This is a genomic window from Pseudomonas orientalis, from assembly GCF_002934065.1.
Lineage (GTDB): Bacteria > Pseudomonadota > Gammaproteobacteria > Pseudomonadales > Pseudomonadaceae > Aquipseudomonas > Aquipseudomonas orientalis_A.
Window position 1 is genome coordinate 1787443 of record NZ_CP018049.1, and the last position, 26212, is coordinate 1813654.

Genomic DNA, 26212 nt, shown 5'->3' on the forward strand with positions numbered 1-26212 from the left:
AGGGGGCGGATGAAGATTCGCCCCCTTGTTGTTTGTCCCCTTTGAAATATAACGCCGCCCCCTGTAGGAGCTAGCTTGCTCGCGAAAATCGCCAACGATGACGCGGGCTGCCTGATACGCCCTTGCGCTATCGGGTTTTTCGCGAGCAAGCTCGCCCCAGCAGTGTTTGATTTCAGTCCCACCAGATCAGAGAGATTGGATGTGAGCAAGAGAGCCTATAACTTCTGTGCCGGTCCCGCGGCGCTTCCTGAAGCAGTCCTGCAGCGCGCGCAGGCTGAACTCCTCGACTGGCATGGAAAAGGCCTCTCCGTGATGGAAATGAGCCATCGCAGCGATGAGTTCGTGTCCATCGCCACCAAGGCCGAGCAGGATCTGCGCGACTTGCTGGACATCCCCTCCCACTACAAAGTGCTGTTCCTGCAGGGCGGCGCGAGCCAGCAGTTCGCCCAGATCCCGCTGAACCTGCTGCCCGAAGGCGGCACGGCCGACTATATCGACACCGGTATCTGGGGTCAGAAGGCCATTGAAGAAGCCTCCCGCTACGGTCATGTCAATGTGGCAGGCACCGCCAAGCCTTATGACTACTTCGCCATTCCTGGTCAGAACGAATGGAATCTGTCCAAGGATGCGGCCTACGTGCACTACGTCGCCAATGAAACCATCGGCGGCCTGCAATTCGACTGGGTGCCGCAAGTGGGCGATGTCCCACTGGTGTGCGACATGTCCTCGGACATCCTCTCGCGCCCCATCGATGTGTCCAAGTACGGCATGATCTACGCCGGTGCGCAGAAAAACATCGGCCCGAGCGGCATCCTGGTCAATATCATCCGCGAAGACCTGCTCGGCCGCGCGCGCTCGGTGTGCCCGACCATGCTCAACTACAAGGTCGCGGCCGATAATGGCTCGATGTACAACACCCCGCCGGCATTCGCCTGGTACCTGTCCGGCCTGGTGTTCGAATGGCTCAAGGAGCAGGGCGGCGTGGCTGCCATGGGCAAGCTCAACGAAGTGAAGAAGCGCACCTTGTACGACTTCATCGACGCCAGCGGCCTGTACAGCAACCCGATCAACCTCGCCAATCGCTCATGGATGAACGTGCCATTCCGCCTGGCTGACGACCGCCTGGACAAGCCGTTCCTGGCCGGTGCCGACGAGCGCGGCCTGCTGAACCTCAAGGGTCACCGTTCGGTCGGTGGCATGCGCGCCTCCATCTACAACGCCGTCGACATCCACGCCATCAACGCGCTGGTTGCCTACATGGCAGAGTTCGAAAAGGAACACGGCTAATGTCTGAGCAAGAACTCAAGGCCCTGCGGGTACGCATCGACAGCCTGGACGAGAAAGTCCTCGAGCTGATCAGCGAGCGCGCACGCTGCGCCCAGGAAGTGGCCCGGGTGAAAATGGCGTCCCTGGCGGAAGGCGAGGTGCCGGTGTTCTACCGGCCCGAGCGCGAGGCTCAGGTGCTCAAGCGCGTGATGGAGCGCAACAAGGGGCCGCTGGGCAACGAAGAGATGGCGCGGTTGTTCCGTGAAATCATGTCCTCGTGCCTGGCGCTGGAGCAGCCGCTGAAAGTGGCGTACCTCGGCCCGGAAGGCACCTTCACCCAAGCGGCGGCCATGAAACATTTCGGCCATGCCGTGATCAGCAAGCCAATGGCGGCGATCGACGAAGTGTTCCGCGAAGTGGCGGCCGGTGCGGTGAATTTTGGCGTGGTGCCGGTGGAAAACTCCACCGAAGGCGCGGTCAACCACACGCTGGACAGCTTCCTGGAACACGACATGGTGATCTGTGGCGAGGTCGAGCTGCGCATCCACCACCACCTGCTGGTGGGCGAAAACACCAAGACCGACAGCATCAGCCGTATCTATTCCCACGCCCAGTCCCTGGCTCAGTGCCGCAAGTGGCTGGACGCCCATTACCCGAACGTCGAGCGCGTGGCGGTCTCCAGCAATGCCGAGGCGGCCAAGCGGGTCAAGGGCGAGTGGAACTCGGCGGCGATTGCCGGCGATATGGCGGCTGGCCTGTACGGGCTCACGCGCCTGGCCGAGAAAATCGAGGACCGTCCGGACAACTCCACGCGCTTCCTGATGATCGGCAGCCAGGAAGTGCCGCCCACCGGCGACGACAAGACCTCCATCATCGTCTCCATGAGCAACAAGCCCGGTGCGCTGCATGAGCTGCTGGTGCCGTTCCACGACAACGGGATTGACCTGACGCGCATCGAGACGCGTCCTTCGCGCAGCGGTAAATGGACCTACGTGTTCTTTATCGACTTCATCGGGCATCACCGTGACCCACTGGTCAAAGGTGTACTGGAGAAAATCAGCCAGGAGGCCGTGGCACTCAAGGTGCTGGGCTCTTACCCGAAAGCGGTTTTGTGAGGCTTTGACATGAGTGGCAACTTCCTCGCCCTGGCGCAGCCGGGCGTGCAACAACTCTCGCCTTACGTTCCGGGCAAGCCTGTGGACGAGTTGGCGCGTGAGTTGAATCTGGACCCGTCCAAAATCGTCAAGCTGGCGAGTAACGAAAACCCGCTGGGCCCGAGCCCCAAAGTGTTGGCGGCGATTCGGGAAGAGTTGGCGGAGCTGACCCGTTATCCCGACGGCAACGGCTTTGCCCTCAAGTCGTTGCTGGCGCAAAAGTGTCGGGTCGAGCTGAACCAGGTGACCCTGGGCAACGGCTCCAACGACATCCTCGAGCTGGTCGGCCGGGCCTACCTGGCACCGGGCCTGAACGCGGTGTTCAGCGAGCATGCATTTGCGGTCTACCCGATCGTCACCCAGGCCGTAGGCGCCGATGCGCGGGTGATTCCGGCAAAGGACTGGGGCCACGATCTGCCGGCGATGCTGGCCGCAATCGATGCGCAAACCCGCGTGGTGTTTATCGCCAACCCGAATAACCCGACGGGCACCTGGTTCGATGAGCAGGCCTTGAACGAATTCCTGCAGGACGTGCCCGAGCACGTCCTCGTGGTGCTGGACGAGGCTTATATCGAGTACGCCGAAGGCAGCGACCTGCCGGATGGCCTGGCCTTCCTGGCGGCCTATCCGAACCTGCTGGTGTCGCGCACCTTCTCCAAGGCCTATGGCCTGGCGTCGCTGCGGGTTGGCTATGGCTTGTCCAGCGCGGTAGTCGCCGATGTGCTGAACCGCGTGCGCCAACCGTTCAACGTCAACAGCCTGGCCCTGGCGGCGGCCTGCGCGGCGTTGAACGATGCCGATTACCTCGAGGAAAGCCGTCGCCTCAACGAGCGCGGCATGCAGCAATTGCAGGACGGTTTTCGCGAGTTGGGCCTGGGCTGGATTGCGTCCAGGGGCAACTTTATCTGCGTCGACCTCGGCCAGGTAGCCGCCCCGGTCTTTCAGGGTTTGCTGCGCGAAGGCGTGATCGTGCGCCCGGTGGCCAATTACGGCATGCCCAATCACCTGCGCGTCACCATCGGTTTGCCGGCTGAGAACAGCCGCTTCCTGGAGGCGTTGGCCAAGGTTCTGGCTCGTGGTTGATTTCACTGCACTGCAACCTGCTGTGCCTATGATCGGTCGCCTGGTGGTGGTCGGTCTTGGGTTGATCGGTGGATCCTTCGCCAAAGGCCTGCGCGAGAGCGGCCTGTGCGGCGAAGTGGTCGGCGTGGACCTGGACCCGCAGTCGCGCAAGCTGGCGGTTGAGCTTGGGGTGGTGGATCGCTGTGAGGCGGACCTGGCCATCGCATGCCGGGGCGCCGACGTCATCCAGCTGGCCGTGCCGATCCTGGCCATGGAAAAGCTGTTGGCGATTTTGGCCGGCCTGGACTTGGGCGGCGCGATCCTCACGGATGTCGGCAGCGCCAAGGGCAACGTGGTGCGCGCGGCGCAAGTGGCGTTTGGCGAAATGCCGCCGCGCTTCGTGCCGGGACATCCGATTGCCGGTTCCGAGCAGAGCGGAGTGGAAGCGTCCAATGCGCAGCTGTTTCGTCGGCACAAAGTGATCCTGACTCCGCTTGCGCAGACCGATCCTGCGGCCCTGGCCGTGGTGGACCGGCTGTGGCGCGAGCTGGGCGCGGATGTGGAGCACATGCAGGTCGAGCGTCATGACGAAGTGCTGGCGGCGACCAGCCATCTGCCGCACCTGTTGGCATTCGGCCTGGTGGATTCATTGGCCAAGCGCAACGAGAACCTGGAGATTTTCCGCTATGCCGCCGGCGGCTTCCGCGACTTCACGCGGATTGCCGGCAGCGACCCGGTGATGTGGCACGACATCTTCCTCGCCAATCGTGAAGCGGTGTTGCGTACCCTCGATACCTTCCGCAGCGACCTCGACGCCTTGCGCGACGCCGTGGATGCAGGCGATGGCCATCAACTCTTGGGTGTGTTCACCCGTGCGCGGGTGGCGCGTGAACACTTCAGCAAGATCCTGGCGCGGCGCGCCTATATGGAAACCGCGGTGAATGCCGACGAACTGACCTTCATCGCCCGTCCAGGTGGCCGCTTGAGCGGGCGCATTCGGGTGCCGGGCGACAAGTCGATCTCCCATCGCTCGATCATGCTGGGCTCATTGGCTGATGGCGTGACCGAAGTGGAGGGCTTCCTTGAAGGTGAGGACGCTCTGGCGACCTTGCAGGCGTTTCGCGACATGGGCGTGGTGATCGAAGGACCGCACCATGGGCGAGTGACAATTCATGGCGTGGGCCTGCATGGCTTGAAGCCGGCGCCGGGGCCGATCTACCTGGGTAATTCCGGCACGTCCATGCGCCTGTTGTCCGGGCTGCTGGCGGCGCAGCGCTTCGACAGCGTGCTGACGGGCGATGCGTCGCTGTCCAGGCGTCCGATGAGCCGCGTGGCCAAGCCGTTGCGGGACATGGGCGCAGTGATTGAGACCGGGCCGCAAGGGTGTCCGCCGCTGACCATTCACGGTGGTCAGGCGCTCAAAGGCATCAATTATGTACTGCCGATGGCCAGTGCCCAGGTGAAATCCTGTGTGTTGCTGGCCGGACTGTATGCCGAAGGTAAAACCGCAGTGACCGAGCCTGCACCGACCCGCGACCACACCGAGCGCATGCTGCGCGGTTTTGGTTGCCCGGTGACCGTGGAGGGCGCGACGGCGTCGGTCGAATCCGGGCATACGTTGACCGCTACCCATATAGAAGTGCCGGGGGATATTTCCTCCTCGGCATTTTTCCTGGTGGCGGCCACGATTGCCGAGGGTTCCGAGTTGTTGCTCGAACATGTCGGTATCAATCCGACCCGCACCGGGGTGATCGATATCCTGCGCCTGATGGGCGCGGACATTACCCTGGAAAACCCGCGTGAAGTGGGTGGCGAGCCGGTGGCCGACTTGCGTGTACGCGCCGCTGTGCTCAAAGGCATCGAGATTCCCGAAGCGCTGGTGCCGCTGGCGATCGATGAATTTCCCGTGCTGTTCGTCGCCGCCGCCTGCGCCGAGGGGCGCACCGTGTTGCGCGGTGCCGAGGAGCTGCGGGTGAAGGAATCCGATCGCATCCAGGTCATGGCCGACGGTCTGTTGGCGCTGGGTGTGAAGTGTGAACCGACATCTGATGGGATTATCATTGATGGCGGCCCGATAGGCGGCGGCGACGTGCATGCCCATGGCGATCACCGCATCGCCATGGCATTGAGCGTGGCGTCGTTGCGAGCGGCGGCGCCGATTCGTATCCGTGACTGCGCCAACGTTGCTACATCTTTTCCGAACTTTCTTACACTGTGTGCCCATGTCGGCATGCGTGTAGCCCAAGAGGCTCAATTGTGAATATCAAAGCACCGGTGATTACCATCGATGGGCCAAGCGGCTCGGGCAAAGGCACGATCGCCGGCATTCTGGCCAAGCGTCTGGGCTGGTGCCTGCTCGATTCCGGCGCGCTGTATCGCCTGCTGGCCTTCGCTGCGCGCAACCATGGCGTCGACCTGACCAACGAAGAATCCCTGAAGCTGCTGGCGGCGCACCTTGACGTCCAGTTCGTCGGCGCGACGGAAGGTCATCCCCAGCGGATCATCCTTGAAGGCGACGACGTGACCGACGACCTGCGTAACGAGCAAGTCGGTTCCTGGGCCTCCCAGGTTGCCGCGTTGCCCGCCGTGCGTGATGCATTGCTGCAGCGCCAGCGCGCGTTTCAGGAGCCGCCGGGCCTGGTCGCCGACGGCCGTGACATGGGCACGGTGGTGTTTCCAGAGGCACCGCTGAAGATTTTCCTGACCGCCAGCGCCGAGGAACGTGCTCGCCGCCGTTACTTGCAGTTGAAGGGCAAAGTCGATGGTGTTAGTCTGTCGAGTCTGCTAGATGAGATCCGTGCACGCGATGAGCGTGATACCCAGCGTGCGGTAGCCCCGCTCAAGCCGGCGGCTGACGCCATACAGCTGGATTCCACGGAGTTGTCCATCGAGCAGGTGCTGGAACGCATCATGAGCGAGATCGCCATTCGCGATATCGCCGGGTGACCAAGAAGGCTGCAGGGGACCAGTCATAGTCCTGCGGTGCTTCTTCTAATTGAAACTGACCCATACCGTCTGGGGTGTGGAGATGGGCGTATTCTTCGCCCTTATCAACAGGAATTAAAATGAGCGAAAGCTTTGCGGAACTCTTTGAAGAAAGCCTAAAAACCCTGAACCTTCAGGCAGGCTCCATCATCACCGGTGTTATCGTTGATATCGATTACCAAGCTCGCTGGGTAACCGTTCACGCTGGTCTGAAGTCTGAAGCTCTGATCCCGCTGGAACAGTTCTACAACGATGCTGGTGATCTGACAATCAATGTCGGTGACGAAGTTCACGTTGCTCTGGACTCGGTTGAAGACGGTTTCGGTGAAACCAAGCTGTCCCGTGAAAAAGCCAAGCGCGCTGAATGCTGGATTGTTCTCGAAGCAGCCTTCGCAGCTGAAGAAGTGGTCAAGGGCGTTATCAACGGTAAGGTTAAAGGCGGCTTCACTGTCGACGTTAACGGCATCCGTGCGTTCCTGCCAGGTTCTTTGGTCGACGTTCGTCCTGTGCGCGACACCACGCACCTGGAAGGCAAGGAACTCGAATTCAAGGTCATCAAGCTCGACCAGAAACGCAACAACGTTGTCGTTTCCCGTCGCAGCGTCCTGGAAGCAGAGAACTCCGCCGAGCGTGAAGCTCTGCTGGAATCCCTGCAGGAAGGCCAACAAGTCAAAGGTATCGTCAAGAACCTCACCGATTACGGCGCATTCGTCGATCTGGGTGGCGTCGATGGCCTGCTGCACATTACCGACATGGCTTGGAAGCGTATCAAGCATCCATCGGAAATCGTCAACGTTGGCGACGAGATCGATGTCAAGGTTCTGAAATACGATCGCGAACGCAACCGTGTTTCCCTGGGCCTGAAGCAACTGGGTGAAGATCCATGGGTCGCTATCAAAGCCCGTTACCCAGAAAGCACCCGCGTGACCGCGCGTGTTACCAACCTGACCGACTACGGCTGCTTCGCTGAGCTGGAAGAAGGCGTGGAAGGCCTGGTACACGTTTCCGAAATGGACTGGACCAACAAGAACATCCACCCTTCGAAAGTCGTACAAGTCGGCGACGAAGTGGAAGTTATGGTTCTGGACATCGACGAAGAGCGTCGTCGTATCTCCCTGGGCATCAAGCAGTGCAAATCTAACCCATGGGAAGATTTCTCTGGCCAGTTCAACAAGGGCGATAAAATCTCCGGCACCATCAAGTCGATCACCGATTTCGGTATCTTCATTGGTCTGGACGGCGGCATCGACGGCCTGGTTCACCTGTCCGACATCTCCTGGAACGAAGTTGGCGAAGAAGCTGTTCGTCGTTTCAAGAAGGGCGACGAGCTGGACACCGTTATCCTGTCGGTTGACCCAGAGCGCGAGCGCATCTCCCTGGGCATCAAGCAACTGGAAAGCGATCCGTTCTCCGAGTACGTACAAGAGAATGACAAAGGCGCCATCGTTAAAGGTACAGTGAAAGAAGTTGACGCCAAAGGCGCCATCATCACCCTGGCCGACGATATCGAAGCGACTCTGAAAGCCTCCGAAATCAGCCGTGACCGCGTTGAAGACGCGCGCAACGTTCTGAAAGAAGGCCAGGAAGTAGAAGCCAAGATCATCAGCGTTGACCGCAAGAGCCGCGTAATCCAACTCTCCATCAAGTCGAAAGACGAAGTGGAAGAGAAAGAAGCTATCCAGAGCCTGAAATCCGCTCCGGAAGCTGCAACTGGCGAGACCACCATGGCCTCCCTGCTGCGCGAAGCAATGGCTAAGCAGAACTAAGTTCTGTAAGGCTGTAGAAAAAGGGCGACTTCGGTCGCCCTTTTTTGTGCCTGAAATTTGATGAATTAACATCCTCGAACCAAGGCATTCAGCCTGTGGTCAGAACTGGCTATAGTCTTTAAAAGACATGTCGCGTTACTGATACGATAAGGGTTTGAATGAACAGGATTATCTTGATACTTGCATTGATCGTACTTGCGGGTTGCTCCAGCACCAGCGCTAAGACCCATGCCAAGCGAGGCGTCAGCGGCATAGAGGTCGACTGCTCTGGTCTGGGTAACAAATGGGAGAAGTGCGAAAAGCGCGCTGCTCGCGAATGCAAAATGCAGGGCTATAAAGTCATTACCCGATCCAGTGATGCTGCGGATGAAGAGGGCGATTACCCATTCGGCTGGAACCCAGCCGGCGCAGTCACGCGGACGATGTTAGTGATCTGCAATTAAGGTTTCTGTGTGTTCATGACGGGCGTCTATTCAGCTCGAAGATAACTTGATATACAGGCTGTTCAAATTCATCAAGTCATGCTAAAACCTTCGAAGCGCTTTTCCTAGCTGCTTGAAAAAGAAGGGAAAAATATGACGAAGTCGGAGTTGATCGAACGAATTGTCACCCATCAAGGGCTGCTCTCATCCAAGGATGTGGAGCTGGCTATCAAGACCATGCTTGAGCAAATGTCCCAATGCCTGGCGACCGGAGATCGTATCGAGATCCGCGGCTTTGGCAGCTTCTCTCTCCATTACCGCGCGCCGCGCGTTGGCCGTAACCCAAAAACCGGCCAATCCGTCAGTCTCGATGGCAAGTTCGTTCCTCACTTCAAGCCGGGCAAGGAGTTGCGCGATCGGGTGAACGAAGAAGAGGAAGAGGGCGTCTGAGTGTTTTTGGGGTAGGAGAAGCTTATGCGTGGGGTTAAGCGCGTTGTTGCGGTATTGATTGCAGTGCTTGCAGCGTTGGTTGTTTTGGCGTTTGTGCTGGAGAACCAGCAGGGTGTTGCGTTGACGTTCCTGGGTTGGAGTACTGCGCAGATGCCGGTAGCGGTGTTTGTGGTGGCCGCTTTGATTGTGGGGATGGTGATTGGGCCGGTGCTGGGAGTATTTGTGTGCAGGCAGCGGCGGAGGACAGCCGTGAGTGGTCGAATTTAAGTTTGACGTTCTCCTGTCAAGTGCTATGGACGCTGTCCATACGTGACCATCTGTCAGATACAGCATTCGAACCAGCGCCTTCGCCGTATTCAACGTTTTGCGTAGGTATGGCTATGAGCCTGTATGAGACGCGCGCAACCAGCAATTAATTTTGTGCCATCGTCGCTTTAGGATTCACTGCTAGCTTCACAGGGATAAGGCGGTTTCGTTGAGCGGATAGGATTAGTCCTACATACAAGTGAAGGCTTGTAATATGCCAGAGAGATGGCAGAATGGAATCTGTTCTCGATAACAGGCATTTTGTGCGCTCAAAATTTAGCAGAGACGCTGGTTTTGGCGATCATGCAATTAAAATAAAAAAACACGCAATCATGTCTGCATAACGAGCCCGCAGTTTCTCTTTGAAGGCAGGTCTTTGTTGTGAGTAGTAGCTTCCGCGTCCCTCCGGTACCTTCGTCTGGTGAAATCGATCTCGCCGCGCTCCTAAGCGCCGTATGGCAAAAAAAGAAAATCATCATGCTCGCCGCGATTGGTTTCGGTCTGGTAGCTGCATGTTATGCATTTCTGGCAACCCCTCAGTATCAAATCAGCAGTGTATTGAAGCCTGCCGCGCTTAACGAACTCGATGCGCTTAATCGCTCAGAGGTTTACAAGCTCCCTCCCAGTGAGGCATTGATCAAAGTGGGGGCATCTCTTGAGTCTTACGACACTCGGTTAGGTTTTTTTCGAGCTAATCAGAAGCTATTTGAACGTTTCGTGCGACCAGGCCAAACCCTTGAGCAGAGCTTTGAAGAATTCAACCGTAATTCGATTGAATTGATTTCGCCCGACCCCACTAAAATGGACTCGCTCAGTGCGAATGTACGAATTGAGATGACCTACCCCAAAGGGGTGGATGGCGTAAGTATTCTCAACGGTTTTGTCGATTACGCTATTGAGGAGGAGCGTCATCAGATAGCTGCCGATATGGACGTGATTGTCAAGAACCGGTTAGGTGAACTCAACGGTAAGCTAGCCGCCGCGCGAGCGAATTATGATATTGAAAAAGAGGCTCGAATTGAATCGCTCCGCGAGGCTGATAATTTAAAGCGTGCTCAACTGCAAGATGAACTTAAGGCATTACGCAATCAGCTGAAAGCTCAGCGCGCCGACCGAATGGCTCAACTTGGCGAAGCTATCGGAATAGCTGCGTCGCTGGGAATCAAAAAGCCTACAACGCCTTCAGCCATGGGGGACGTAGAAAAGCTTGCGTCTGCGACCACGATGCGCACCGAGATCAACAATCAGCAAACACCACTTTACTTTATGGGAGTTGATGCATTGGAGGCAGAACGGGCGGCTCTTGTTAAGCGAAAATCCGATGATTTTACAGAGGGCCGAATTGCGCAGATTGCTAAAGAACTTCAGCTTCTCCAAGCGAATCGCGAGGTGGAGGTGCTGAGTCAGCGTAAAAAAGAGGATCTCTTTTTGGTAGGGGTCCAGCCGCTTCGTTCCGAAATGGCTCGTCTTCAGGCTCTGAATATAGATATGAGCAGGATTAAGCTGGTAAATGTCGATAAGCTCGCGCTCGAGCCGTTGGCACCTATCAAGCCAAAAAGGATACTCATCGTCCTACTCGGTGTTTTGTTGGGCGGCTTGCTTGCGCTACTGGTGGTGGTCTGTCGGTATCTTGTTTCTAGAAATTCGGCCTCCGCCACTCAAGTGAATATGTCTAAAGCTGCGCTGACCGAAGATGACGGTAGGCGACGTTTTTGACGCGCTCACATTGCGTGAAACTCAGATGGCGCTTAGTTGTCGAAGCGTTGAGCTCGGTGCAGTGTTGTTTTTCACGCCTGGATTTTGCGATCGGCGATCCGATGGCCGGGTTGCTGATCATTGCTGGACTACAAAATTATTCTCAAAAAAACCGCACCGATGTTGACTGGCTTTGATATCAGTGAGGGAGATTTCTGGTCAGGGCCCTCGGTAGGCAGGAGTCCGTATACGGCATCCACCAAAAAATTTTGGAGGGGTGGTGTTTTTCTAAGGTCGCACAATTGTGTTTATGGGTATTTAAATGAGTAATGTTGATTATTTGGTTTCCATTGTAATTGCTACCCATAATCGGTCTAAATATGCGATTTCTTGTATTGAAAGTTTGCTAAGTATAGCTTCCAGCGAGATTCAAGTCGTTGTTCATGATACAAGCAATGATGCTTGTGAGCTGGCTGCCTGGGCTGGCCAAAGCGCCGACAGCCGATTGATTTATGTCCATTGGGCGGACCGGTTATCCATGACCGAAAATCATGAGCGGGCGCTCAAGCTAGCTACGGGTGAGTATATTTGCTTGATCGGTGATGATGACACTGTTTCGAGCTACATTATCGATATCGCAAATTATGCGAAAAAACAAAATATAAAAATGCTCACGCCGAAAGTAAAAGCTGCGTATTACTGGCCAGATTTTAGAACTAAAAACTACGGTGCGGCCCATGCAGGGCGTATCTACCTGTCCCAATTTGATTGTTCGCTGACCAAGTACGACGTTGAAGAAAGGCTCGAGGAGGCGCTATCGATAGCTTGCCAAGGCACTGACGGAATGCCAAAGCTTTATCATGGTTTGGTTTTACGCTCATTGTTGGATGATATCAGAGCACTAAACGGTACCTTGTTATATGGTACAAGCCCCGATATGTCGGCCGCCGTTTCACTTTGTTTGACCGGCGGAGAATATTACCTGATCGATTTTCCGTTCACTATGCCAGGCGGCGGCGGTGGCAGTAACAGCGGTCGTAGCGCAACAGGTAAGCATAAGGGAGGTTTGGACAAAGACCCGCATTTGACGCCGTTCAAAAATCTCAATTGGTCGACATTCATTCCTCGGTTCTTCAGTGTAGAAACCGTATGGGGACATGCGGCTTGGGATACCTTGGAGCATCGTAAATCAGTCACGGGTTACAATCTTTCTCGCCTCTATGCATTGTGCTTTTTTCATCATCCTGACTATGCACGTGAAACGTACCAGGCTTGGCGCAGCGCTAAGCAGTCTGGATTGCCGAACGTCGGCACATGGGCTGTATGTCGTGAGATTGTTTCGGTGGGTGGAAAATACGTCTTAGCGAAGTTCAAAAGAGTGTTGAATCCGGGTCCTAGCAATGGCTCAGAGGTTATAGCCGTTGTAGAAAATGTCGCATTGGCTCGAGAGAAGCTTGATGAAAGCCTAGGCAAAAAACTTGCGGGCAGTGACTTGAATACCCGATTAACGGATCTGCCCGTGTTGCGTAAGTAATCATGGGGCAGGATGTGATCAAACGAAGCAACCTCAGAGCGTTATTGTTTGCCAGTCTTTCCGGAAGGATGATCTATGCAATAGCGAGTTTGGCGGCACTTCCACTACTGTCGAGGTTGTTAGGCGCTGAAGCAGTAGGACTCGTTGGATTTTTTTCAACCATTGTGATGGTTATGATGGTGTTCGAAGGAGGCTTGACCAGTAATGTAATACAACAGCTGGCGTGGCGTCGAGTAAGGGAGGCGCGCGCGCCGAGGCGTTTTTCGGCTTCGTCGGGTTCTTTGATATTAACTTATGTAGGATTTTTCGCGGTTGTTGGGGCTGTTTTAACTTTTATAATCATTGGGCTTTCAGATGCCATTGTTCAGCAGTGGTTAAAGTTTTCAGCACTTTCGAATGCCCAGGTGGAGTACTCCGTAAAATGCATGGGAGTGTTCGTTGGACTCAATTTACCAGTGATGATCCTGCAGGGAGTATTCATTGGTCGAGAACAACAGATAAAGCTAAATGCTCTCTACATACCCTATTCGTTGGCAAGGACCATCGGTGTGCTATTGGTCATGCTGGCTTTTCCGGGCTGGCGCAGTGTCGAAGAGTATTTCCTGATTCAGGTATTTATTCAAACCACTTATCTGATCTTGTTAATCGCAGTTTTATCAAAAGAGTTTGCGGCCGTACTGGGCGCGCTGTCTTTTAGGTTTTTGTATCTCAAAAGAGGGTGGAGATTTAGTCGTGGCGTTCTGTTGATATCGATAACTTCAGTTTTTGTTGTGCAAATTGATAAGTTGTATCTGAGTGGTAACTCATCACTCGCAGATTATGCGGCTTACTCCTTAGCCAGCACATTGGCTGGATTTCCCTATATTTTTTCCACTGCATTGAATTCAGTGCTTTTTCCGAGATTCTCCATAAATCTCGACGCTGCAGATGAGTATAAAGTGTTGAGCTTATTCGGGGTCTCCTGTGCTGCAATTACATTTTTGATGGTTGTGCTGTGTGTGGCGGTGTATTTTTTTGGCGGAAGTTTGCTTGCGCTTTTTTTTACCCCTGACCTTGCGACCGGCATAGGACAGATTTTGCCTGTCTTGTTAATTGGCACAGCACTGCAGTCTGTTTTGATTGTCCCGTTCGCATTGCAGTTGGCAGCGAAGTGGACGAGTTTAGCTTTGCGTCTAAATTTAATCTGGATCCCAATTGTGTTGCTGCTGTTACCGGCATTGGTGCATAAGTTTGGTGTCATCGGAGGCGCCTATGCTTGGCTTATTTATAATGTGTTCTCTACGATCTTGACGTTTATTTTGGTAGCCAGGAGGTTTTCTTTCCTTAAGGCAGTCAATGCTGAATTAATGCGCATTTTTGCAGTAACACTAATATCATCCGTGGTTATCTGTTATGCGGTAAAAGCTGTGGCTGCTGCCTTTATGGATACCTACGAAGGGCTTGCCTTCGAGACGGCGTCCGTACTGGCAATCGTCGTGGTAGGAGGGTATATTTTCAGAAAGAAATTAGTGCATTTCAGATAGGTTTGCGCGTAAGCATTGGCGGAGTTGAGAAGAGGTCGGGATGAAAGTATTGGTATTGGGTGTTACGGGAATGCTGGGCAGTGCCGTTTTTAAGAGAATGGACCTTGATGCTCGCTACGAAGTGCGAGGAACAATGCGTAGCCCTTCCGGACTGAAGTATTTCAATGAAGGGCAACAAGCCAAGCTTATTTCTAATTTGGACGTGTTGAATGCTGATGAGTTAACAACGTTGTTCGTGAACGAACGTCCGGATGTGGTTATCAACTGTGTTGGTTTAATCAAGCAGTTTTCCAGCGCAAAAGATCCGCTCGCTACGCTACCGATCAACGCTTTGCTTCCTCATCGTTTGGCCAAGCTTTGCGACCTGGTAGGTGCTCGGTTCGTACAGATCAGCACTGATTGCGTATTCTCTGGCACCAAGGGCGGCTACGTTGAGTCTGATATATCAGATGCTGAAGATCTTTATGGAAAGTCGAAATACATAGGCGAAGTTATAGATTCGAAAAACGTCATCACGCTGCGTACGTCTATTATTGGTCGTGAGTTGAACTCGACTAATTCTCTGGTTGACTGGTTTCTGAGCCAGTCTGGTACCGTGAAAGGTTATTCGAAAGCTATTTTTTCGGGTCTTCCAACCGATGAGCTTGCAAATGTCATCGCTGATTACGTGCTTCCGCGTACCGACATATTCGGTCTTTACCACGTTTCAGCTGATCCGATTGACAAATTTTCGTTGTTGGAGCTCGTCAAGCTTGAATACAAGAAAGAAACGGTGATAGTGGCGGATGAGACGCTGAAGATTGACCGTTCACTAGACTCGTCACGATTTCGCTCAGCGGTAGGCTATAATCCCTCGCCCTGGAATGTGCTCATAGCAAACATGCACGCAGCTTCTTAAGCTCACTCAATTTAGGTATTCACATGTTTGACAATAAGGTTTTGATGATCACTGGCGGGACAGGTTCCTTCGGAAATACAGTGCTCAAACGTTTTCTGGATACGGAAGTTAAAGAGATCCGCATCTTTAGTCGCGATGAAAAAAAGCAGGAAGATATGCGTATTGCTTTGTCAAACGACAAAGTTAAATTTCATATCGGCGATATTCGAGATTACGCGAGTATTTCTCAGGCTATGGTTGGCGTGGATTATGTATTCCACGCCGCGGCCCTCAAACAAGTGCCATCGTGTGAGTTTTTCCCGATGGAGGCAGTTAAGACCAACGTTCTCGGGACAGAAAATCTACTCAACGCAGCTATTGCATGTAATGTTAAGCGAGTCGTTGTGTTGAGCACGGATAAAGCGGTATATCCAATTAACGCTATGGGAATATCCAAGGCGATGGCTGAGAAATTGGTAATTGCCAAGTCTCGAATGATCCCGTCTAACTCTGAAACAGTAATTTGCGCTACTCGTTACGGCAATGTTATGGCTTCACGAGGATCGGTAATTCCGTTGTTCGTTAACCAATTGAAAAATGATCAGGCTCTGACTGTAACTGATCCGAATATGACAAGATTTCTTATGTCCCTGGAAGACTCGGTCGATTTGGTGCTGCATGCGTTTGAACACTCTGAGCAAGGTGATATTTTTGTTCAGAAAGCGCCTGCTTCGACAGTTGAAGACCTCGCACAAGCGCTGAAAGAGCTGTTTTCAAAGTCAGGAGAGGTAAAGGTTATCGGTACCCGTCACGGTGAAAAACTGTACGAGTCGCTAATTTCGCGTGAGGAAATGGCTAAATCCGAAGACATGGGGCGTTACTACCGTATTCCGGCAGACAACCGAGATCTCAATTACGAAAAATATTCTATGAGTGGCGAACAGGAGGTTTCCCTCACAGAAGACTACACGTCGCATAATACTCATCGCTTGACTGTTGAGCAGATCAAGGAAGTGCTATTAAAGCTTGATTACATCCAGGAGGAACTTGCCCTGCACGCTAAGTAAGGCAAACGGGGTAGTCAGCGGTAGCGGCGACAGCCGCTGCCGTGACCTATTGATAGGCGCAGAGTCATTCCATCTTTGAGGACGCTAATGTCCTGAGGGAATGGCAAAAAGGGAAAGTATCTGCAGGATAGACTTTGCCTGATGCCAATTTAAGAGTTCATGGGTTCGCACATGCCTTACTATGTAGTTAGCGTATTGTTTTTTGTCACTTCCAGTACCTTTGGTGCCTACACTCGGTTTCCGCGTTTTTTTTTAGTGCTCGGTTTGTTGCCGATGGCAATGCTAGCGTTACTTCGAGGTGACGTGGGCATTGACACAGCTGTTTATATTCAAGAAATTCAAAAAATTATTTCCGTTGGCGAGTATACGCATACGTTTGAGCCTTTTTTCGAAGCCTTGATCCTCTTACTGTCGTTCTTTTTTGACAGTCCGAGAGCGATTCTGGCAACACTCGGACTGTTTACGACATTGTTTTTGATCTGCGGAAAGATTGATAAATACCGATCGCCATTTATTTTTTGTGCGTTTCTGATTCCTGCATATTATTTTGATATGGTCATGAACGGTGTGCGATACGGGTTGTCCTTCTCTATTGTGTATTTTGCATTGCCGTACTTACGAGACCGCAAGGATTTAAAATTTATACTCTGGGTATTGGTGGCAGGGTTAGTTCAGAGCTCAGGGGGGCTGCTGGGTATTATTCTTTACGTGTTGTACAGCCGCCGTTGGAAAGTGCTAATAGCATGTTCTGCGCTGTTTTCTTTAGTTCTGTTAGTAACGTATAAATATTTTCTTGCAAAACTCGAAAGCTATTCTGGGCTGTATACAACTTCTCTGTTTTCGGGCGCGTCGACGCTGGTCGTAACCGCAGTGTCTTTATTTATATGGATGTTGGATCCGGGGACTCGTAAAAATACGTTGCCCGCCTGCTTGATTTTATTGAGTTTGGCCGTCTTGATGTTCGGCCTGGCCCAGTACTCTTATGCGGGGTTGCGGTTTCTACAGTTGATAAATTTTGCGGTTATCTTATTCTTTATCGTGTCAATGTCGGCTGGGCGCGTCACATTGAGCAAGATAACTAAGATATCACTGATTGGTGTTGCTATTTTGGCGTTCGTTTTGAAAATGAAAAATTTTGCTGACAGTGCAGGCGATGGTGCGTCTCCGTTTGTTCCTTATTTGTTTTTTTGGGAGGAAGCATGATGTCGCCGTCACTGTGTTCCATAGTTGTGCCGATGTATAACGTTGAAAACTATATTCTACGGTGTTTAAAAAGTTTAAGTGCGCAGACGTTTTCAAACGTGGAAATTATTATTGTGGATGATGGCTCCACGGATGGGTCTGTTGCTGTTTGTAAAGAATATTTCCAAGGCGCAGACAATGTCAAAATCTTAAACCAGCAAAATAGCGGACAAGGCGTTGCGCGAAATTTGGGTATGAGTGCGGCGTCTGGAGAGTATTTGCTTTTTGTCGATGCGGATGATTGGATTGACCCAGATCTGTGTTCCGACTTGATTAAGCGCATGAACGATGAGCAGCTTGATTTTATAAACTACGGCTTAGACTTCGTTGATCAGAACGAGCGAGTGGTGCATAAAATTGACAGCTTTCGATTTACACATCTTGTGGGGGAGGAGATTTTCAAAGCCGCGATGATGGACGACGCCGTCCTCTCAAGTCCTGTGAATAAGTTGTACCGACGATCGTTTATCAATGAACATCGAATCAATTTTCCTCCGGTACGCGCTTGTGAAGATATGTATTTTTCAAGAGCTATCTCGTTTTTTTCCAGCAGAACTGCGTTTGTGCCAAAAGTTTATTATCACGCGTTGGTACGAGATGGCAGCACAAGCCGTTCAATCGGTGAGGCATTCTTTACATCACTCATGCAAACGCTTGAGCTTGAGAGGCAGTTCCTGGCATATAATGGTGCTTGGGAAAAATATAGCACGCTGTATTTCGCCCATTCAGCCAAGCAGATAGCTCATGCGACAGTACTGGCAGCTTTTCGTATGCCAGCCTATTCGAACTATTCACGCACCCTTCAGGCACTGCGTGGGTCGTCAATTATGAAAAATGCTAATCGTGCGGATGTGCGCGGGTTGCTCGGGTTAAAACATAGGGTCGTTCTCACATTGAGCGGCTCACCGTTGATTTTACGCGCGGTAGCCAAAGGTATAGGCTTATGCGGATATTCCCCTTATTAAAAAGGTTTCCAGTGTGCTAAAAGTTTACGGTTTTTGGGGCTTTATTAAACTGATAATTGATGTCATCTATACACGATTATTTTATCCCGTTGCGAGGATCGTGCGCAGACCCTTTTATATTCGTGGCCGACGCTATGTCAAGCTGGGTAAGAATTTTACAACCGGTGTAGGGTGCAGAATTGACGCATTTCCTTCCACGCCTGGGTACTGTCTCGAGATCGGTGAAGATGTACAGATCAATGACTATGTTCATATTGGTAGTGCGCTATCAATCAAGATTGGCAATCGAGTTTTGATCGCAAGTAAAGTCTTTATCAGTGATCACAATCATGGCGTTTACAAGGGGAGTGGCAAACACTCGTCGCCTTTTGAAAATCCGGCAACTCGTGAAATTGTTTCTGCCCCTATTATTATTGAGGACGATGTCTGGTTGGGCGAATTTGTCTGCGTGTTACCTGGAGTGACTATTGGTAAGGGCAGTATTGTCGGCGCCATGTCAGTCGTAACGCGCAGCATTCCACCTATGAGCATTGCAGTGGGTTCGCCCGCGAAAGTTATAAAAGTATATGATGTAGAAAGTTCAGCTTGGGTGAATGTGTGATGGGAATGAGTGACGCGTCAACAGGTAATGCGCGAGTTGCAGTTTTATTGGCCGCCTACAATGGGACTCAATGGCTGCAAGAGCAAGTCGACTCAATTTTAAATCAGCAGGGCGTTGATGTTACTCTTTTCGTCAGTATTGATGTGTCTTCTGATGGGACTGAACAGTGGTTTGAGGAGTTGAGTCATCGCGACGCCAGAGTCCGTGTATTGCCGTTAGGCTTGAAGTTTGGCGGGGCAGCCAAGAATTTTTTTAGATTAATTCGTGATGTCGATTTCAGAAATTTCGATTACGTTTCGTTTGCTGATCAAGATGATATCTGGATTGCCGACAAACTGGTTACTGCTCATCAGATACTCTCAACGTCCGACTGTTTGGCATACTCGTGCAATGTTACCGCTTTTTGGCCTGATGGCCGTCAAGCACTTCTTGATAAATCACAAAAGCAACGCAAATATGATTTTATTTTTGAAGCCGCTGGGCCTGGTTGTGGCTACGTTTTCAGTGTGCCTCAGGCACTTCGCTTCAAGCAGTTTCTGCAAGAAAATTGGGCGCAGGCAAATGAGGTTTCATTGCACGACTGGCTCATCTATGCGTGGTACCGTTCAAATAATATTGCCTGGTTTATTGATTCTTCCTCAAAAATTTTGTACCGCCAGCATAGTCACAATCAAGTCGGTGCTAATTTAGGCTTTAAGCCATTACTCGCTCGCTTGGCGTTGATGCGTTCTGGTTGGTACAGAAATGAAATTTCTAAAATTTCAGGTTTATTATCTGAGCATCTTCCTCGGTTACCCGATGTCATGATCCAAAGGGGAACGGTACCTCTGTCATTTTTGATAAAAAATATCCATAGTACTCGCCGTCGATTTAGAGACCGTATGTTTTTGGCGATTGTTATTGTCTTGGGTATTTACTAGTGCGGGGCTTAGGACGATGACTAAAGTATTTGTGACTGGTGCTTCTGGATTTCTGGGAGCGGCGCTAATAGAACGCCTGGCTGCTCAGGGGTTTTCATGTACTGCAGCCTTGCGTCGGTCGGTCGCGAGTTTGCCACCAGCTGTCCAGACCGTAAAGTTCGACTCGCTTGATGATGCCTTCGATTGGTCGCATGCAGTGGCGGGTCAGGAAGTGGTCGTGCACTGTGCAGCGCGCGTTCACGTCATGAACGATACGTCTGCTGATCCGCTTGTTGAGTTCCGCAAAGTAAATGTCTTAGGGACGTTACATTTAGCTGCTCAGGCTGCAGCTGCCGGCATCAGGCGGTTTATTTTTATCAGTTCTATCAAGGTAAATGGCGAATCTACTCAGAAGGGAGCGCCATTCAAAGCGGATGACGTGCCTTCGCCTCGTGACCCTTATGGTGTCTCGAAAATGGAAGCCGAAAAAGGGCTGCTGGCGTTAGCTGCAGAGACCGGAATGGACGTCGTAATTATTCGACCGGTGTTAGTCTATGGGCCAGGGGTCAAGGCCAACTTCCAAAGTATGATGCGATGGATGGATAAAGGCGTACCGTTGCCATTTGCGGCCATCAATAACCGCAGGAGTTTAGTGGCCCTTGATAACTTGGTGGATTTGATCATCACATGTATCAGCCATCCGAGTGCATCTAACCAGATATTTTTGGTAAGCGATGGCGATGATTTGTCAACAGCTGGCCTACTTACGAGAATGGCTCAAGCGTTAAACAAACGTGCGCGTCTCTTCCCTGTTCCTGACTATCTGTTACGGGGGGCGGCAACGCTACTGGGAAAAAGTAGCATTTCTCAACGGTTGTTAGGATCCCTGCAGGTTGATATTTCTAAAACCAAGAAGTTATTGCATTGGGAACCGCCTCTATCAGTTGATGCGGCTTTGAAAGCAACGGCGGTTCACTACAAGGAACTTAAAAAGTCATGACGTACGGTTATTGGGCTATCATCGTTTTTTTAGTGTCTCTTAGCCTTACTTGGGCATTGCGCCGTTACGCCTTGTCTCGCAATATTATTGATATTCCAAACGTGAGGAGTTCACACTCGGTCCCGACGCCTCGCGGAGGCGGAGTCGCAATTGTGCTGACGTTCTTGCTGTCTCTCGGGGTATTAGGATATACCCAGATTTTGCCTTTGTCCGTTACACTCGGCCTTGCGGGCGCGGGTGCGTTAATTGCTATCGTCGGTTTCATGGACGATCACGGCCATATCGCAGCACGTTGGCGGTTACTTGGGCATTTTTCAGCTGCGGTTTGGGCTCTTTTCTGGCTAGGTGGGCTACCGAGGCTTCACGTTGTGGGTGTCGATATTGATTTTGGTTGGATCGGACATATACTTGCTGCATTTTACTTAGTATGGATGCTCAACTTATATAATTTTATGGACGGAATAGACGGTATCGCCAGCGTTCAGGCAATCTGCGCGTGCTTAGGGGCGTGTCTGATTTATTGGTTGATGGGAGTCGACTACTTGATATGGGTTCCATTTATTCTTGCGATGGCTGTCGCTGGTTTTCTATTTTGGAATTTTCCTCCTGCTCGTATTTTTATGGGGGACGCTGGCAGCGGCTTTCTGGGCATAGTGCTCGGGATTATTTCTATTCAAGCCGCATGGACGTCATCTCAGTTACTTTGGGCCTGGTTAATTCTGTTGGGTGTTTTTATCGTTGACGCGACATACACGTTGTTTCGACGACTGCTGCGCGGTGACAAGGTTTACGAAGCACATCGCAGTCATGCCTATCAGTACGCTTCAAGGTCGGTGGGGACGCATCGTCCGGTGACGCTTGCCGTCGGAGCAATCTGCCTATTCTGGTTGTTACCTTGGGCACTGGCGGTCACGTTGCTTCAGTTGGACGGATTCACGTGTCTGTTATTGGCTTATGTCCCATTGATTGCGCTGGCTATCAAGTTTCATGCTGGGGAGCTTGAGAAAGTCGTTTGATTTTTTTTTTCGCGATTTTTCAGACGAAGCTGTCTGGTAAACGTAGAATGTACGCTGGCGCGCGTTGGTAGCAGGAGCAATCTTAGTGGACGAAGGGGTTATGGAACGGTTAAGAGCGGTACTTGTAGGGCTTCCACGCCGCAAGAAACGGCTTATTCAGGTGTCCACTGACGTAGTGGTGGTATGGGCGGCGCTTTGGATGGCATTTGTCGTAAGGCTAGGTTTGGACGAGTGGGTCAATCCACTGCGAGATCATCTCTGGTTGTTTGTCGCTGCGCCAGTAGTCGCCATTCCCTTGTTCATCCGTTTTGGGATGTACAGGGCTGTGATGCGCTACTTCGGAAATGATGCGCTTATTGCGATTATAAAGGCGGTCAGTCTTTCATCCCTCATTCTGGGTGTATTGGTGTACTGGTACAGTAATCACCAGAATGTCGTCCCCCGCTCCATTATCTTCAATTATTGGTGGCTCAGCCTGATTATGGTGGGCGGCCTGCGTTTGGCGATGCGTCAATTTTTTCTTGGCGATTGGTTCGCTGCGGCTCAGCATGTACCTTTTACAAGTCGTGAGAACGGTCTGCCGAGAGTAGCTATCTATGGAGCAGGTGCTGCGGGTAACCAATTGGTTGCTGCGTTGAGAATGGGACGGGTCATGCGTCCCGTCGCATTCATAGACGATGATCCGAGTATTTCTGATCGAGTTATTTCTGGGCTACAGGTTTATAAGCCCAAGCACATTCAACGCATGATTGACGTGACCGGCGCCGATGAAATCCTCTTGGCCATTCCTTCTTCGAACCGTGGTCGTCGTCGTGAAATCCTCGGTTTTCTAGAGGGGTTTTCACTCCATGTGCGCAGCGTTCCGGGATTCATGGACTTGGCCAGTGGACGGGTCAAGGTTGATGACATTCAGGAGGTTGACATTGCAGACCTCCTTGGGCGGGATACGGTACCCGCGCAGGAAGATCTGCTGGAACACTGTATCAAAGGGCAGACTGTTCTGGTGACGGGTGCGGGGGGATCAATCGGCTCCGAGCTTTGCCGGCAGATTCTGGCATTGCGTCCGACTACTTTGCTGCTGTTTGAGCACAGTGAGTTCAATCTTTACAGCATCCTTTCGGAGCTTGAGCAGCGAGTTGTACGCGAGTCGTTGTCGGTTAAGTTATTGCCAATGCTAGGCTCCGTGCGCGATCAGTCCAAGTTGATGGACGTGATGAACACCTGGCGTGTCGACACTGTTTATCATGCGGCCGCTTACAAGCATGTACCCATGGTTGAGCACAACATTGCCGAAGGCGTATTGAACAATGTTATCGGTACGCTGAACACTGCGCAGGCTGCACTTCAGGCAGGTGTGTCTAACTTCGTATTGATTTCCACCGATAAAGCCGTTCGCCCGACCAATGTCATGGGCAGTACCAAGCGTCTCGCTGAGTTAACGCTCCAAGCATTGAGCCGTGAATTAGCGCCTGTATTATTCGGTGATAAATCGAACGTTTCGCGAGTGAATAAAACTCGCTTCACGATGGTGCGTTTCGGCAATGTGCTGGGTTCGTCCGGCTCAGTGATTCCGCTGTTCCATAAGCAGATCAAATCGGGCGGGCCGCTCACGGTGACGCATCCGAAGATCACTCGGTACTTCATGACTATCCCGGAAGCTGCACAACTGGTTATTCAAGCCGGATCCATGGGGCTTGGCGGCGATGTATTCGTGCTGGATATGGGAGAGCCGGTCAAAATAGTCGAGCTTGCTGAGAAGATGGTGCATCTCTCAGGCTTGAGTGTTCGTTCAGACAAAAATCCCCACGGCGATATTGCCATCGAATTCTCCGGCCTGCGTCCCGGCGAGAAGCTTTACGAAGAGTTGCTAATTGGCGACAACGTCGTTGCCACCCAGCACCCGATGATTATGAGTGCCAACGAAGATTATCTATCCTGGGAAATACTCAAGGGCAAACTCTCTGAGTTGCTTGCGGCGGTGGATGAGGATGACTACACCCGTGTCCGTCAGCTGCTGCGCGACACGGTCAGCGGCTATGCGCCCGATGGCGAAATCGTCGATTGGATCTATCAGCAACGTCGGCTGGAACCGTGAGTTAACACCCTGTTACTCAACCGCTTTTGACACCCTCCAACCATCGCCTAAGTTAGAAAAGCAGCTTCGGAAAAGCTGCTTTTCTCTTACCGATGTCATGGAGCGTTACCAATGCAAAACCTCTACACTTCCTCCCTTATCTTCGCTTTCCTCACCAGCTTATCCGTCGCCACCACCGCTGCCCCTTTTATCAAGCCGGAAGCTCCAACTCCTATCTCCGCCCAAATGACCAAGACCGAGCAATCCACCAAGGTCAACCTCAACGCCGCCGACGCCGAAGTCTTGCGCCGTGACCTCTTCGGTATCGGCGCCTCCAAGGCGAAAGCGATCATCGCTTTTCGCGAAAGCAATGGTCCCTTCACCTCGGTGGATGAGTTGTTGGAAGTAAAAGGCATCGGCAAGGCCTTGCTGGAGAAAAATCGCGACAGGCTGGTTATCAACTAAAAGGCGAGCTCGAGAGGCCGATCATTGATCGGCCTTTCTCGATTTTTTACTGCGCTTTAGCAACCTTGGCATGAAAAGTGGTTACCTCAAGATGAAAGATTGTTCAACAATCCTGAGGTGTTGAATGAAGCTCAATTTGTCCTTAGCCGACCAGATCGCTCTGGAGCTACGCGCCGATATCATCGGCGGGCGGCTGTTACCGGGTATGCCGTTGATCGAGGCCGACTTGGTCAAAGCCTACAACGCATCGCGCAATACGATTCGTGAGGCCTTGCATCGTTTGGGGCAGGAGGGGCTGACGCGGTATGTACGTAACAAGGGTGTGATGGTTCGCCGTATGGAGCGTGAGGAAGTGCGGGATCTGTTTGTGGTCCGCCGCACGCTGGAACTGCAGGCCGTTGCCCAAAGCGGCCGTGTGACTAACGACCAATCCGAGCGCATGCAAAACGCAATCGACGCCACCACCTTTGCACGGGAGCGTGAGGACTGGCGCGCCGTGGCTACGCATAGCCTGTTGTTTCACCAACAGATTGTCGGGCTGATGCACAGCCCATTGTTCGATGAGTTTTTCGCCCAAATCATCGCCCAACTACGCTTGGTGTTCTGTGCCGCTCCTGATGAGCAACGCTTCCAAACGCCCTGGCTGGAACGGGATCGTGAGATTTACACGTTGTTAGCCGGCGACAACAAACCTGCCGCCAGCGAGGCAATGAGCCTGTACCTGGACGAATCCGAACGTCTTTCCCTGGCCCTGTTTGATCACCCCTGATGGAGGATTACCCCATGTACAAAGACTATCCGGCCGCCTATCAAGTCAGCAAAGGCTCGGCATTACAGGTGGATACGGCGTTCTACGAACGTATCCGGGATCGCCAGGACCGGCGCACTCTGATCGAACAATTCGAGGTACCGATCCGCACGGGCAGGGCATGGAAGGTGCCGGCCGGGCATGTATTCCGTGTGACTACTCCGGTGGGGCCGCAGGTCGGCGACTTCAACGTGTGGAACGCCCATGATCCGCGCGAGCGCCTGTGGGCAGCTCGCACCCGGCAACTTCAAGGTGCCCATGTCAGCACCCACGACCGCTTGTGGTCCAACCTTCCATTCCTGAGGCCGTTGGTCACCATTACCGATGACAGCCTGGCAGGCCACGGTATCGATGAGCATGGCGGACGTCTGCACGATTTGCTTGGCACGCGCTGCGATCCGTATGTGAACCGCATGCTTACCGGTGAGGATTTTCATCATCATTGCCACTCAAACCTGACCCGTGCCGTATTGCCCCACGGTCTGACGGAGTTCGATGTGCACGACGTGTTGAATATTTTCCAGTGCACCGGGCTCAATCACGATGACATGTACTTTATGAAAGCCTGTCCGGCACAGAAGGGCGATTACCTGGAGTTTTTCGCCGAGATTGATTTGCTGTGCGCGCTGTCGACGTGCCCGGGTGGGGATTTGTCGCTGCCAATGTGGGGGCCGGATGCGCAGGATCCGTTGGCGGTGTGTCGTCCGTTGGGCGTCGAGATCTACCAATTGGAGGAGGGGTTGCTTACAGGCTGGAGCCAGCCCGAGCGTGCTGCCTATAAAGGGCAGCACGGGTTGCAGATTGCCAAGGCGGCTTGGGAGTAACCCAAGGCTCAACGATCCTGCGCATCCTTGGCATCCGCCTGCGCATTACGTTCGGCCACGCGTTTGCGTTGTTCGTCGGTGAGTTCCACTTTGTTGGCGCTGTCACGCAGCATCATCAACCCACCGACGATCGACCCGATCGCAACTACCATAATCAACCACGCATACCACGGCATAAGACTCTCCTTGAGGCAGATCGCCGGGGGAGAAT

General features: G+C 52.5%; 25 protein-coding genes. 24 read left to right on the forward strand and 1 reads right to left on the reverse strand.

Going from position 1 to position 26212, the window contains the following annotated elements; genetic code table 11:
* Positions 1–201 precede the first annotated feature (201 nt).
* The 24 genes from serC (at position 202) to BOP93_RS08180 (ending at position 26001) form a co-directional block, all read left to right on the forward strand.
* On the forward strand, positions 202–1287 hold the full coding sequence (gene serC, locus BOP93_RS08065) for a 3-phosphoserine/phosphohydroxythreonine transaminase (RefSeq protein ID WP_065936287.1): 1086 nt from the start codon (positions 202–204) through the stop codon (positions 1285–1287).
* Positions 1287–2381 carry a prephenate dehydratase gene (gene pheA / locus BOP93_RS08070; protein WP_003172650.1) on the forward strand — a complete coding sequence of 365 codons (1095 nt, stop codon included), beginning with the start codon at positions 1287–1289 and terminating at the stop codon, positions 2379–2381. The genes serC and pheA overlap by 1 nt, the downstream gene beginning before the upstream one ends.
* Positions 2382–2390: 9 nt before the next feature.
* Positions 2391–3503: a histidinol-phosphate transaminase gene (gene hisC / locus BOP93_RS08075; protein WP_065893579.1), complete on the forward strand. Its 1113-nt coding sequence runs from the start codon at positions 2391–2393 to the stop codon at positions 3501–3503.
* Between the two features lie 28 nt (positions 3504–3531).
* Positions 3532–5742, forward strand: coding sequence for a bifunctional prephenate dehydrogenase/3-phosphoshikimate 1-carboxyvinyltransferase (locus tag BOP93_RS08080; protein WP_237140426.1), 2211 nt, complete (start codon positions 3532–3534; stop codon positions 5740–5742).
* The gene (gene cmk / locus BOP93_RS08085) at positions 5739–6428 is read left to right on the forward strand and encodes a (d)CMP kinase (protein WP_012722932.1); all 690 of its coding nucleotides are present in this window, start codon (positions 5739–5741) and stop codon (positions 6426–6428) included. The genes BOP93_RS08080 and cmk overlap by 4 nt, the downstream gene beginning before the upstream one ends.
* Before the next feature lie 119 nt (positions 6429–6547).
* Positions 6548–8233 carry a 30S ribosomal protein S1 gene (gene rpsA / locus BOP93_RS08090; protein ID WP_065950327.1) on the forward strand — a complete coding sequence of 562 codons (1686 nt, stop codon included), beginning with the start codon at positions 6548–6550 and terminating at the stop codon, positions 8231–8233.
* Positions 8234–8391: 158 nt separating this feature from the next.
* A complete protein-coding gene (locus BOP93_RS08095; RefSeq protein ID WP_104502197.1) occupies positions 8392–8676 on the forward strand; it encodes a hypothetical protein in 285 nt (94 codons plus the stop codon).
* A gap of 132 nt (positions 8677–8808) precedes the next feature.
* A complete protein-coding gene (gene ihfB, locus BOP93_RS08100) occupies positions 8809–9105 on the forward strand; it encodes an integration host factor subunit beta (protein ID WP_003189779.1) in 297 nt (98 codons plus the stop codon).
* Between the two features lie 24 nt (positions 9106–9129).
* Positions 9130–9372: a lipopolysaccharide assembly protein LapA domain-containing protein gene (locus BOP93_RS08105; RefSeq protein ID WP_104502198.1), complete on the forward strand. Its 243-nt coding sequence runs from the start codon at positions 9130–9132 to the stop codon at positions 9370–9372.
* Positions 9373–9792: 420 nt separating this feature from the next.
* A complete protein-coding gene (locus tag BOP93_RS08110) occupies positions 9793–11127 on the forward strand; it encodes a Wzz/FepE/Etk N-terminal domain-containing protein (protein ID WP_104502199.1) in 1335 nt (444 codons plus the stop codon).
* A gap of 301 nt (positions 11128–11428) precedes the next feature.
* Complete coding sequence (locus BOP93_RS08115) at positions 11429–12640, forward strand: glycosyltransferase family 2 protein (RefSeq protein ID WP_104502200.1); 1212 nt, start codon at positions 11429–11431, stop codon at positions 12638–12640.
* Positions 12641–12654: 14 nt separating this feature from the next.
* A complete protein-coding gene (locus BOP93_RS08120) occupies positions 12655–14163 on the forward strand; it encodes an oligosaccharide flippase family protein (RefSeq protein WP_157943483.1) in 1509 nt (502 codons plus the stop codon).
* A 40-nt stretch (positions 14164–14203) separates the two neighbouring features.
* A complete protein-coding gene (locus tag BOP93_RS08125; RefSeq protein ID WP_104502202.1) occupies positions 14204–15061 on the forward strand; it encodes a dTDP-4-dehydrorhamnose reductase family protein in 858 nt (285 codons plus the stop codon).
* Between the two features lie 23 nt (positions 15062–15084).
* Entirely contained in the window at positions 15085–16107 is a 1023-nt protein-coding gene (locus BOP93_RS08130; protein ID WP_104502203.1) for a polysaccharide biosynthesis protein, read from the forward strand.
* A 171-nt stretch (positions 16108–16278) separates the two neighbouring features.
* Positions 16279–17310, forward strand: a complete 1032-nt coding sequence (locus tag BOP93_RS08135) for an EpsG family protein (RefSeq protein ID WP_157943484.1) — start codon at positions 16279–16281, stop codon at positions 17308–17310.
* Positions 17310–18314: a glycosyltransferase family 2 protein gene (locus BOP93_RS08140; protein WP_157943485.1), complete on the forward strand. Its 1005-nt coding sequence runs from the start codon at positions 17310–17312 to the stop codon at positions 18312–18314. Before BOP93_RS08135 ends, BOP93_RS08140 begins: the two co-directional genes overlap by 1 nt.
* Before the next feature lie 13 nt (positions 18315–18327).
* Entirely contained in the window at positions 18328–18915 is a 588-nt protein-coding gene (locus BOP93_RS08145; protein WP_104502206.1) for an acetyltransferase, read from the forward strand.
* Between the two features lie 5 nt (positions 18916–18920).
* Complete coding sequence (locus BOP93_RS08150; protein WP_104502207.1) at positions 18921–19835, forward strand: glycosyltransferase; 915 nt, start codon at positions 18921–18923, stop codon at positions 19833–19835.
* A 16-nt stretch (positions 19836–19851) separates the two neighbouring features.
* Positions 19852–20814 (forward strand): UDP-glucose 4-epimerase family protein, encoded by a 963-nt coding sequence (locus BOP93_RS08155; RefSeq protein ID WP_104502208.1) that lies wholly within the window; start codon positions 19852–19854, stop codon positions 20812–20814.
* Complete coding sequence (locus BOP93_RS08160) at positions 20811–21830, forward strand: MraY family glycosyltransferase (RefSeq protein ID WP_104502209.1); 1020 nt, start codon at positions 20811–20813, stop codon at positions 21828–21830. The genes BOP93_RS08155 and BOP93_RS08160 overlap by 4 nt, the downstream gene beginning before the upstream one ends.
* 100 nt (positions 21831–21930) lie before the next feature.
* The gene (locus tag BOP93_RS08165) at positions 21931–23925 is read left to right on the forward strand and encodes a polysaccharide biosynthesis protein (protein WP_104505248.1); all 1995 of its coding nucleotides are present in this window, start codon (positions 21931–21933) and stop codon (positions 23923–23925) included.
* A gap of 111 nt (positions 23926–24036) precedes the next feature.
* Positions 24037–24369, forward strand: coding sequence for a ComEA family DNA-binding protein (locus BOP93_RS08170; protein ID WP_104502210.1), 333 nt, complete (start codon positions 24037–24039; stop codon positions 24367–24369).
* 124 nt (positions 24370–24493) lie between these two features.
* Positions 24494–25138, forward strand: a complete 645-nt coding sequence (locus BOP93_RS08175) for a GntR family transcriptional regulator (RefSeq protein ID WP_104502211.1) — start codon at positions 24494–24496, stop codon at positions 25136–25138.
* Between the two features lie 14 nt (positions 25139–25152).
* On the forward strand, positions 25153–26001 hold the full coding sequence (locus BOP93_RS08180; RefSeq protein WP_104502212.1) for an urea carboxylase-associated family protein: 849 nt from the start codon (positions 25153–25155) through the stop codon (positions 25999–26001).
* Between the two features lie 8 nt (positions 26002–26009).
* Here the strand turns inward: BOP93_RS08180 and BOP93_RS08185 are convergent, their stop codons facing one another.
* Entirely contained in the window at positions 26010–26177 is a 168-nt protein-coding gene (locus BOP93_RS08185) for a DUF2897 family protein (protein ID WP_003172675.1), read from the reverse strand.
* Positions 26178–26212 lie beyond the last annotated feature (35 nt).

What these genes read in the sequence shown, in the direction of transcription:
- BOP93_RS08170 (WP_104502210.1), top strand. Translation starts at nt 24,037, where the DNA reads ATGCAAAACCTCTACACTTCCTCCCTTATCTTCGCTTTCCTCACCAGC.
- BOP93_RS08095 (WP_104502197.1), top strand. Translation starts at nt 8,392, where the DNA reads ATGAACAGGATTATCTTGATACTTGCATTGATCGTACTTGCGGGTTGC.
- BOP93_RS08175 (WP_104502211.1), top strand. Translation starts at nt 24,494, where the DNA reads ATGAAGCTCAATTTGTCCTTAGCCGACCAGATCGCTCTGGAGCTACGC.
- BOP93_RS08130 (WP_104502203.1), top strand. Translation starts at nt 15,085, where the DNA reads ATGTTTGACAATAAGGTTTTGATGATCACTGGCGGGACAGGTTCCTTC.
- rpsA (WP_065950327.1), top strand. Translation starts at nt 6,548, where the DNA reads ATGAGCGAAAGCTTTGCGGAACTCTTTGAAGAAAGCCTAAAAACCCTG.
- BOP93_RS08115 (WP_104502200.1), top strand. Translation starts at nt 11,429, where the DNA reads ATGAGTAATGTTGATTATTTGGTTTCCATTGTAATTGCTACCCATAAT.
- BOP93_RS08105 (WP_104502198.1), top strand. Translation starts at nt 9,130, where the DNA reads ATGCGTGGGGTTAAGCGCGTTGTTGCGGTATTGATTGCAGTGCTTGCA.
- BOP93_RS08185 (WP_003172675.1), bottom strand. Translation starts at nt 26,177, where the DNA reads ATGCCGTGGTATGCGTGGTTGATTATGGTAGTTGCGATCGGGTCGATC.
- BOP93_RS08160 (WP_104502209.1), top strand. Translation starts at nt 20,811, where the DNA reads ATGACGTACGGTTATTGGGCTATCATCGTTTTTTTAGTGTCTCTTAGC.
- pheA (WP_003172650.1), top strand. Translation starts at nt 1,287, where the DNA reads ATGTCTGAGCAAGAACTCAAGGCCCTGCGGGTACGCATCGACAGCCTG.
- BOP93_RS08180 (WP_104502212.1), top strand. Translation starts at nt 25,153, where the DNA reads ATGTACAAAGACTATCCGGCCGCCTATCAAGTCAGCAAAGGCTCGGCA.
- BOP93_RS08150 (WP_104502207.1), top strand. Translation starts at nt 18,921, where the DNA reads ATGAGTGACGCGTCAACAGGTAATGCGCGAGTTGCAGTTTTATTGGCC.
- BOP93_RS08165 (WP_104505248.1), top strand. Translation starts at nt 21,931, where the DNA reads ATGGAACGGTTAAGAGCGGTACTTGTAGGGCTTCCACGCCGCAAGAAA.
- ihfB (WP_003189779.1), top strand. Translation starts at nt 8,809, where the DNA reads ATGACGAAGTCGGAGTTGATCGAACGAATTGTCACCCATCAAGGGCTG.
- BOP93_RS08135 (WP_157943484.1), top strand. Translation starts at nt 16,279, where the DNA reads ATGCCTTACTATGTAGTTAGCGTATTGTTTTTTGTCACTTCCAGTACC.
- BOP93_RS08140 (WP_157943485.1), top strand. Translation starts at nt 17,310, where the DNA reads ATGTCGCCGTCACTGTGTTCCATAGTTGTGCCGATGTATAACGTTGAA.
- BOP93_RS08155 (WP_104502208.1), top strand. Translation starts at nt 19,852, where the DNA reads ATGACTAAAGTATTTGTGACTGGTGCTTCTGGATTTCTGGGAGCGGCG.
- hisC (WP_065893579.1), top strand. Translation starts at nt 2,391, where the DNA reads ATGAGTGGCAACTTCCTCGCCCTGGCGCAGCCGGGCGTGCAACAACTC.
- BOP93_RS08125 (WP_104502202.1), top strand. Translation starts at nt 14,204, where the DNA reads ATGAAAGTATTGGTATTGGGTGTTACGGGAATGCTGGGCAGTGCCGTT.
- BOP93_RS08080 (WP_237140426.1), top strand. Translation starts at nt 3,532, where the DNA reads ATGATCGGTCGCCTGGTGGTGGTCGGTCTTGGGTTGATCGGTGGATCC.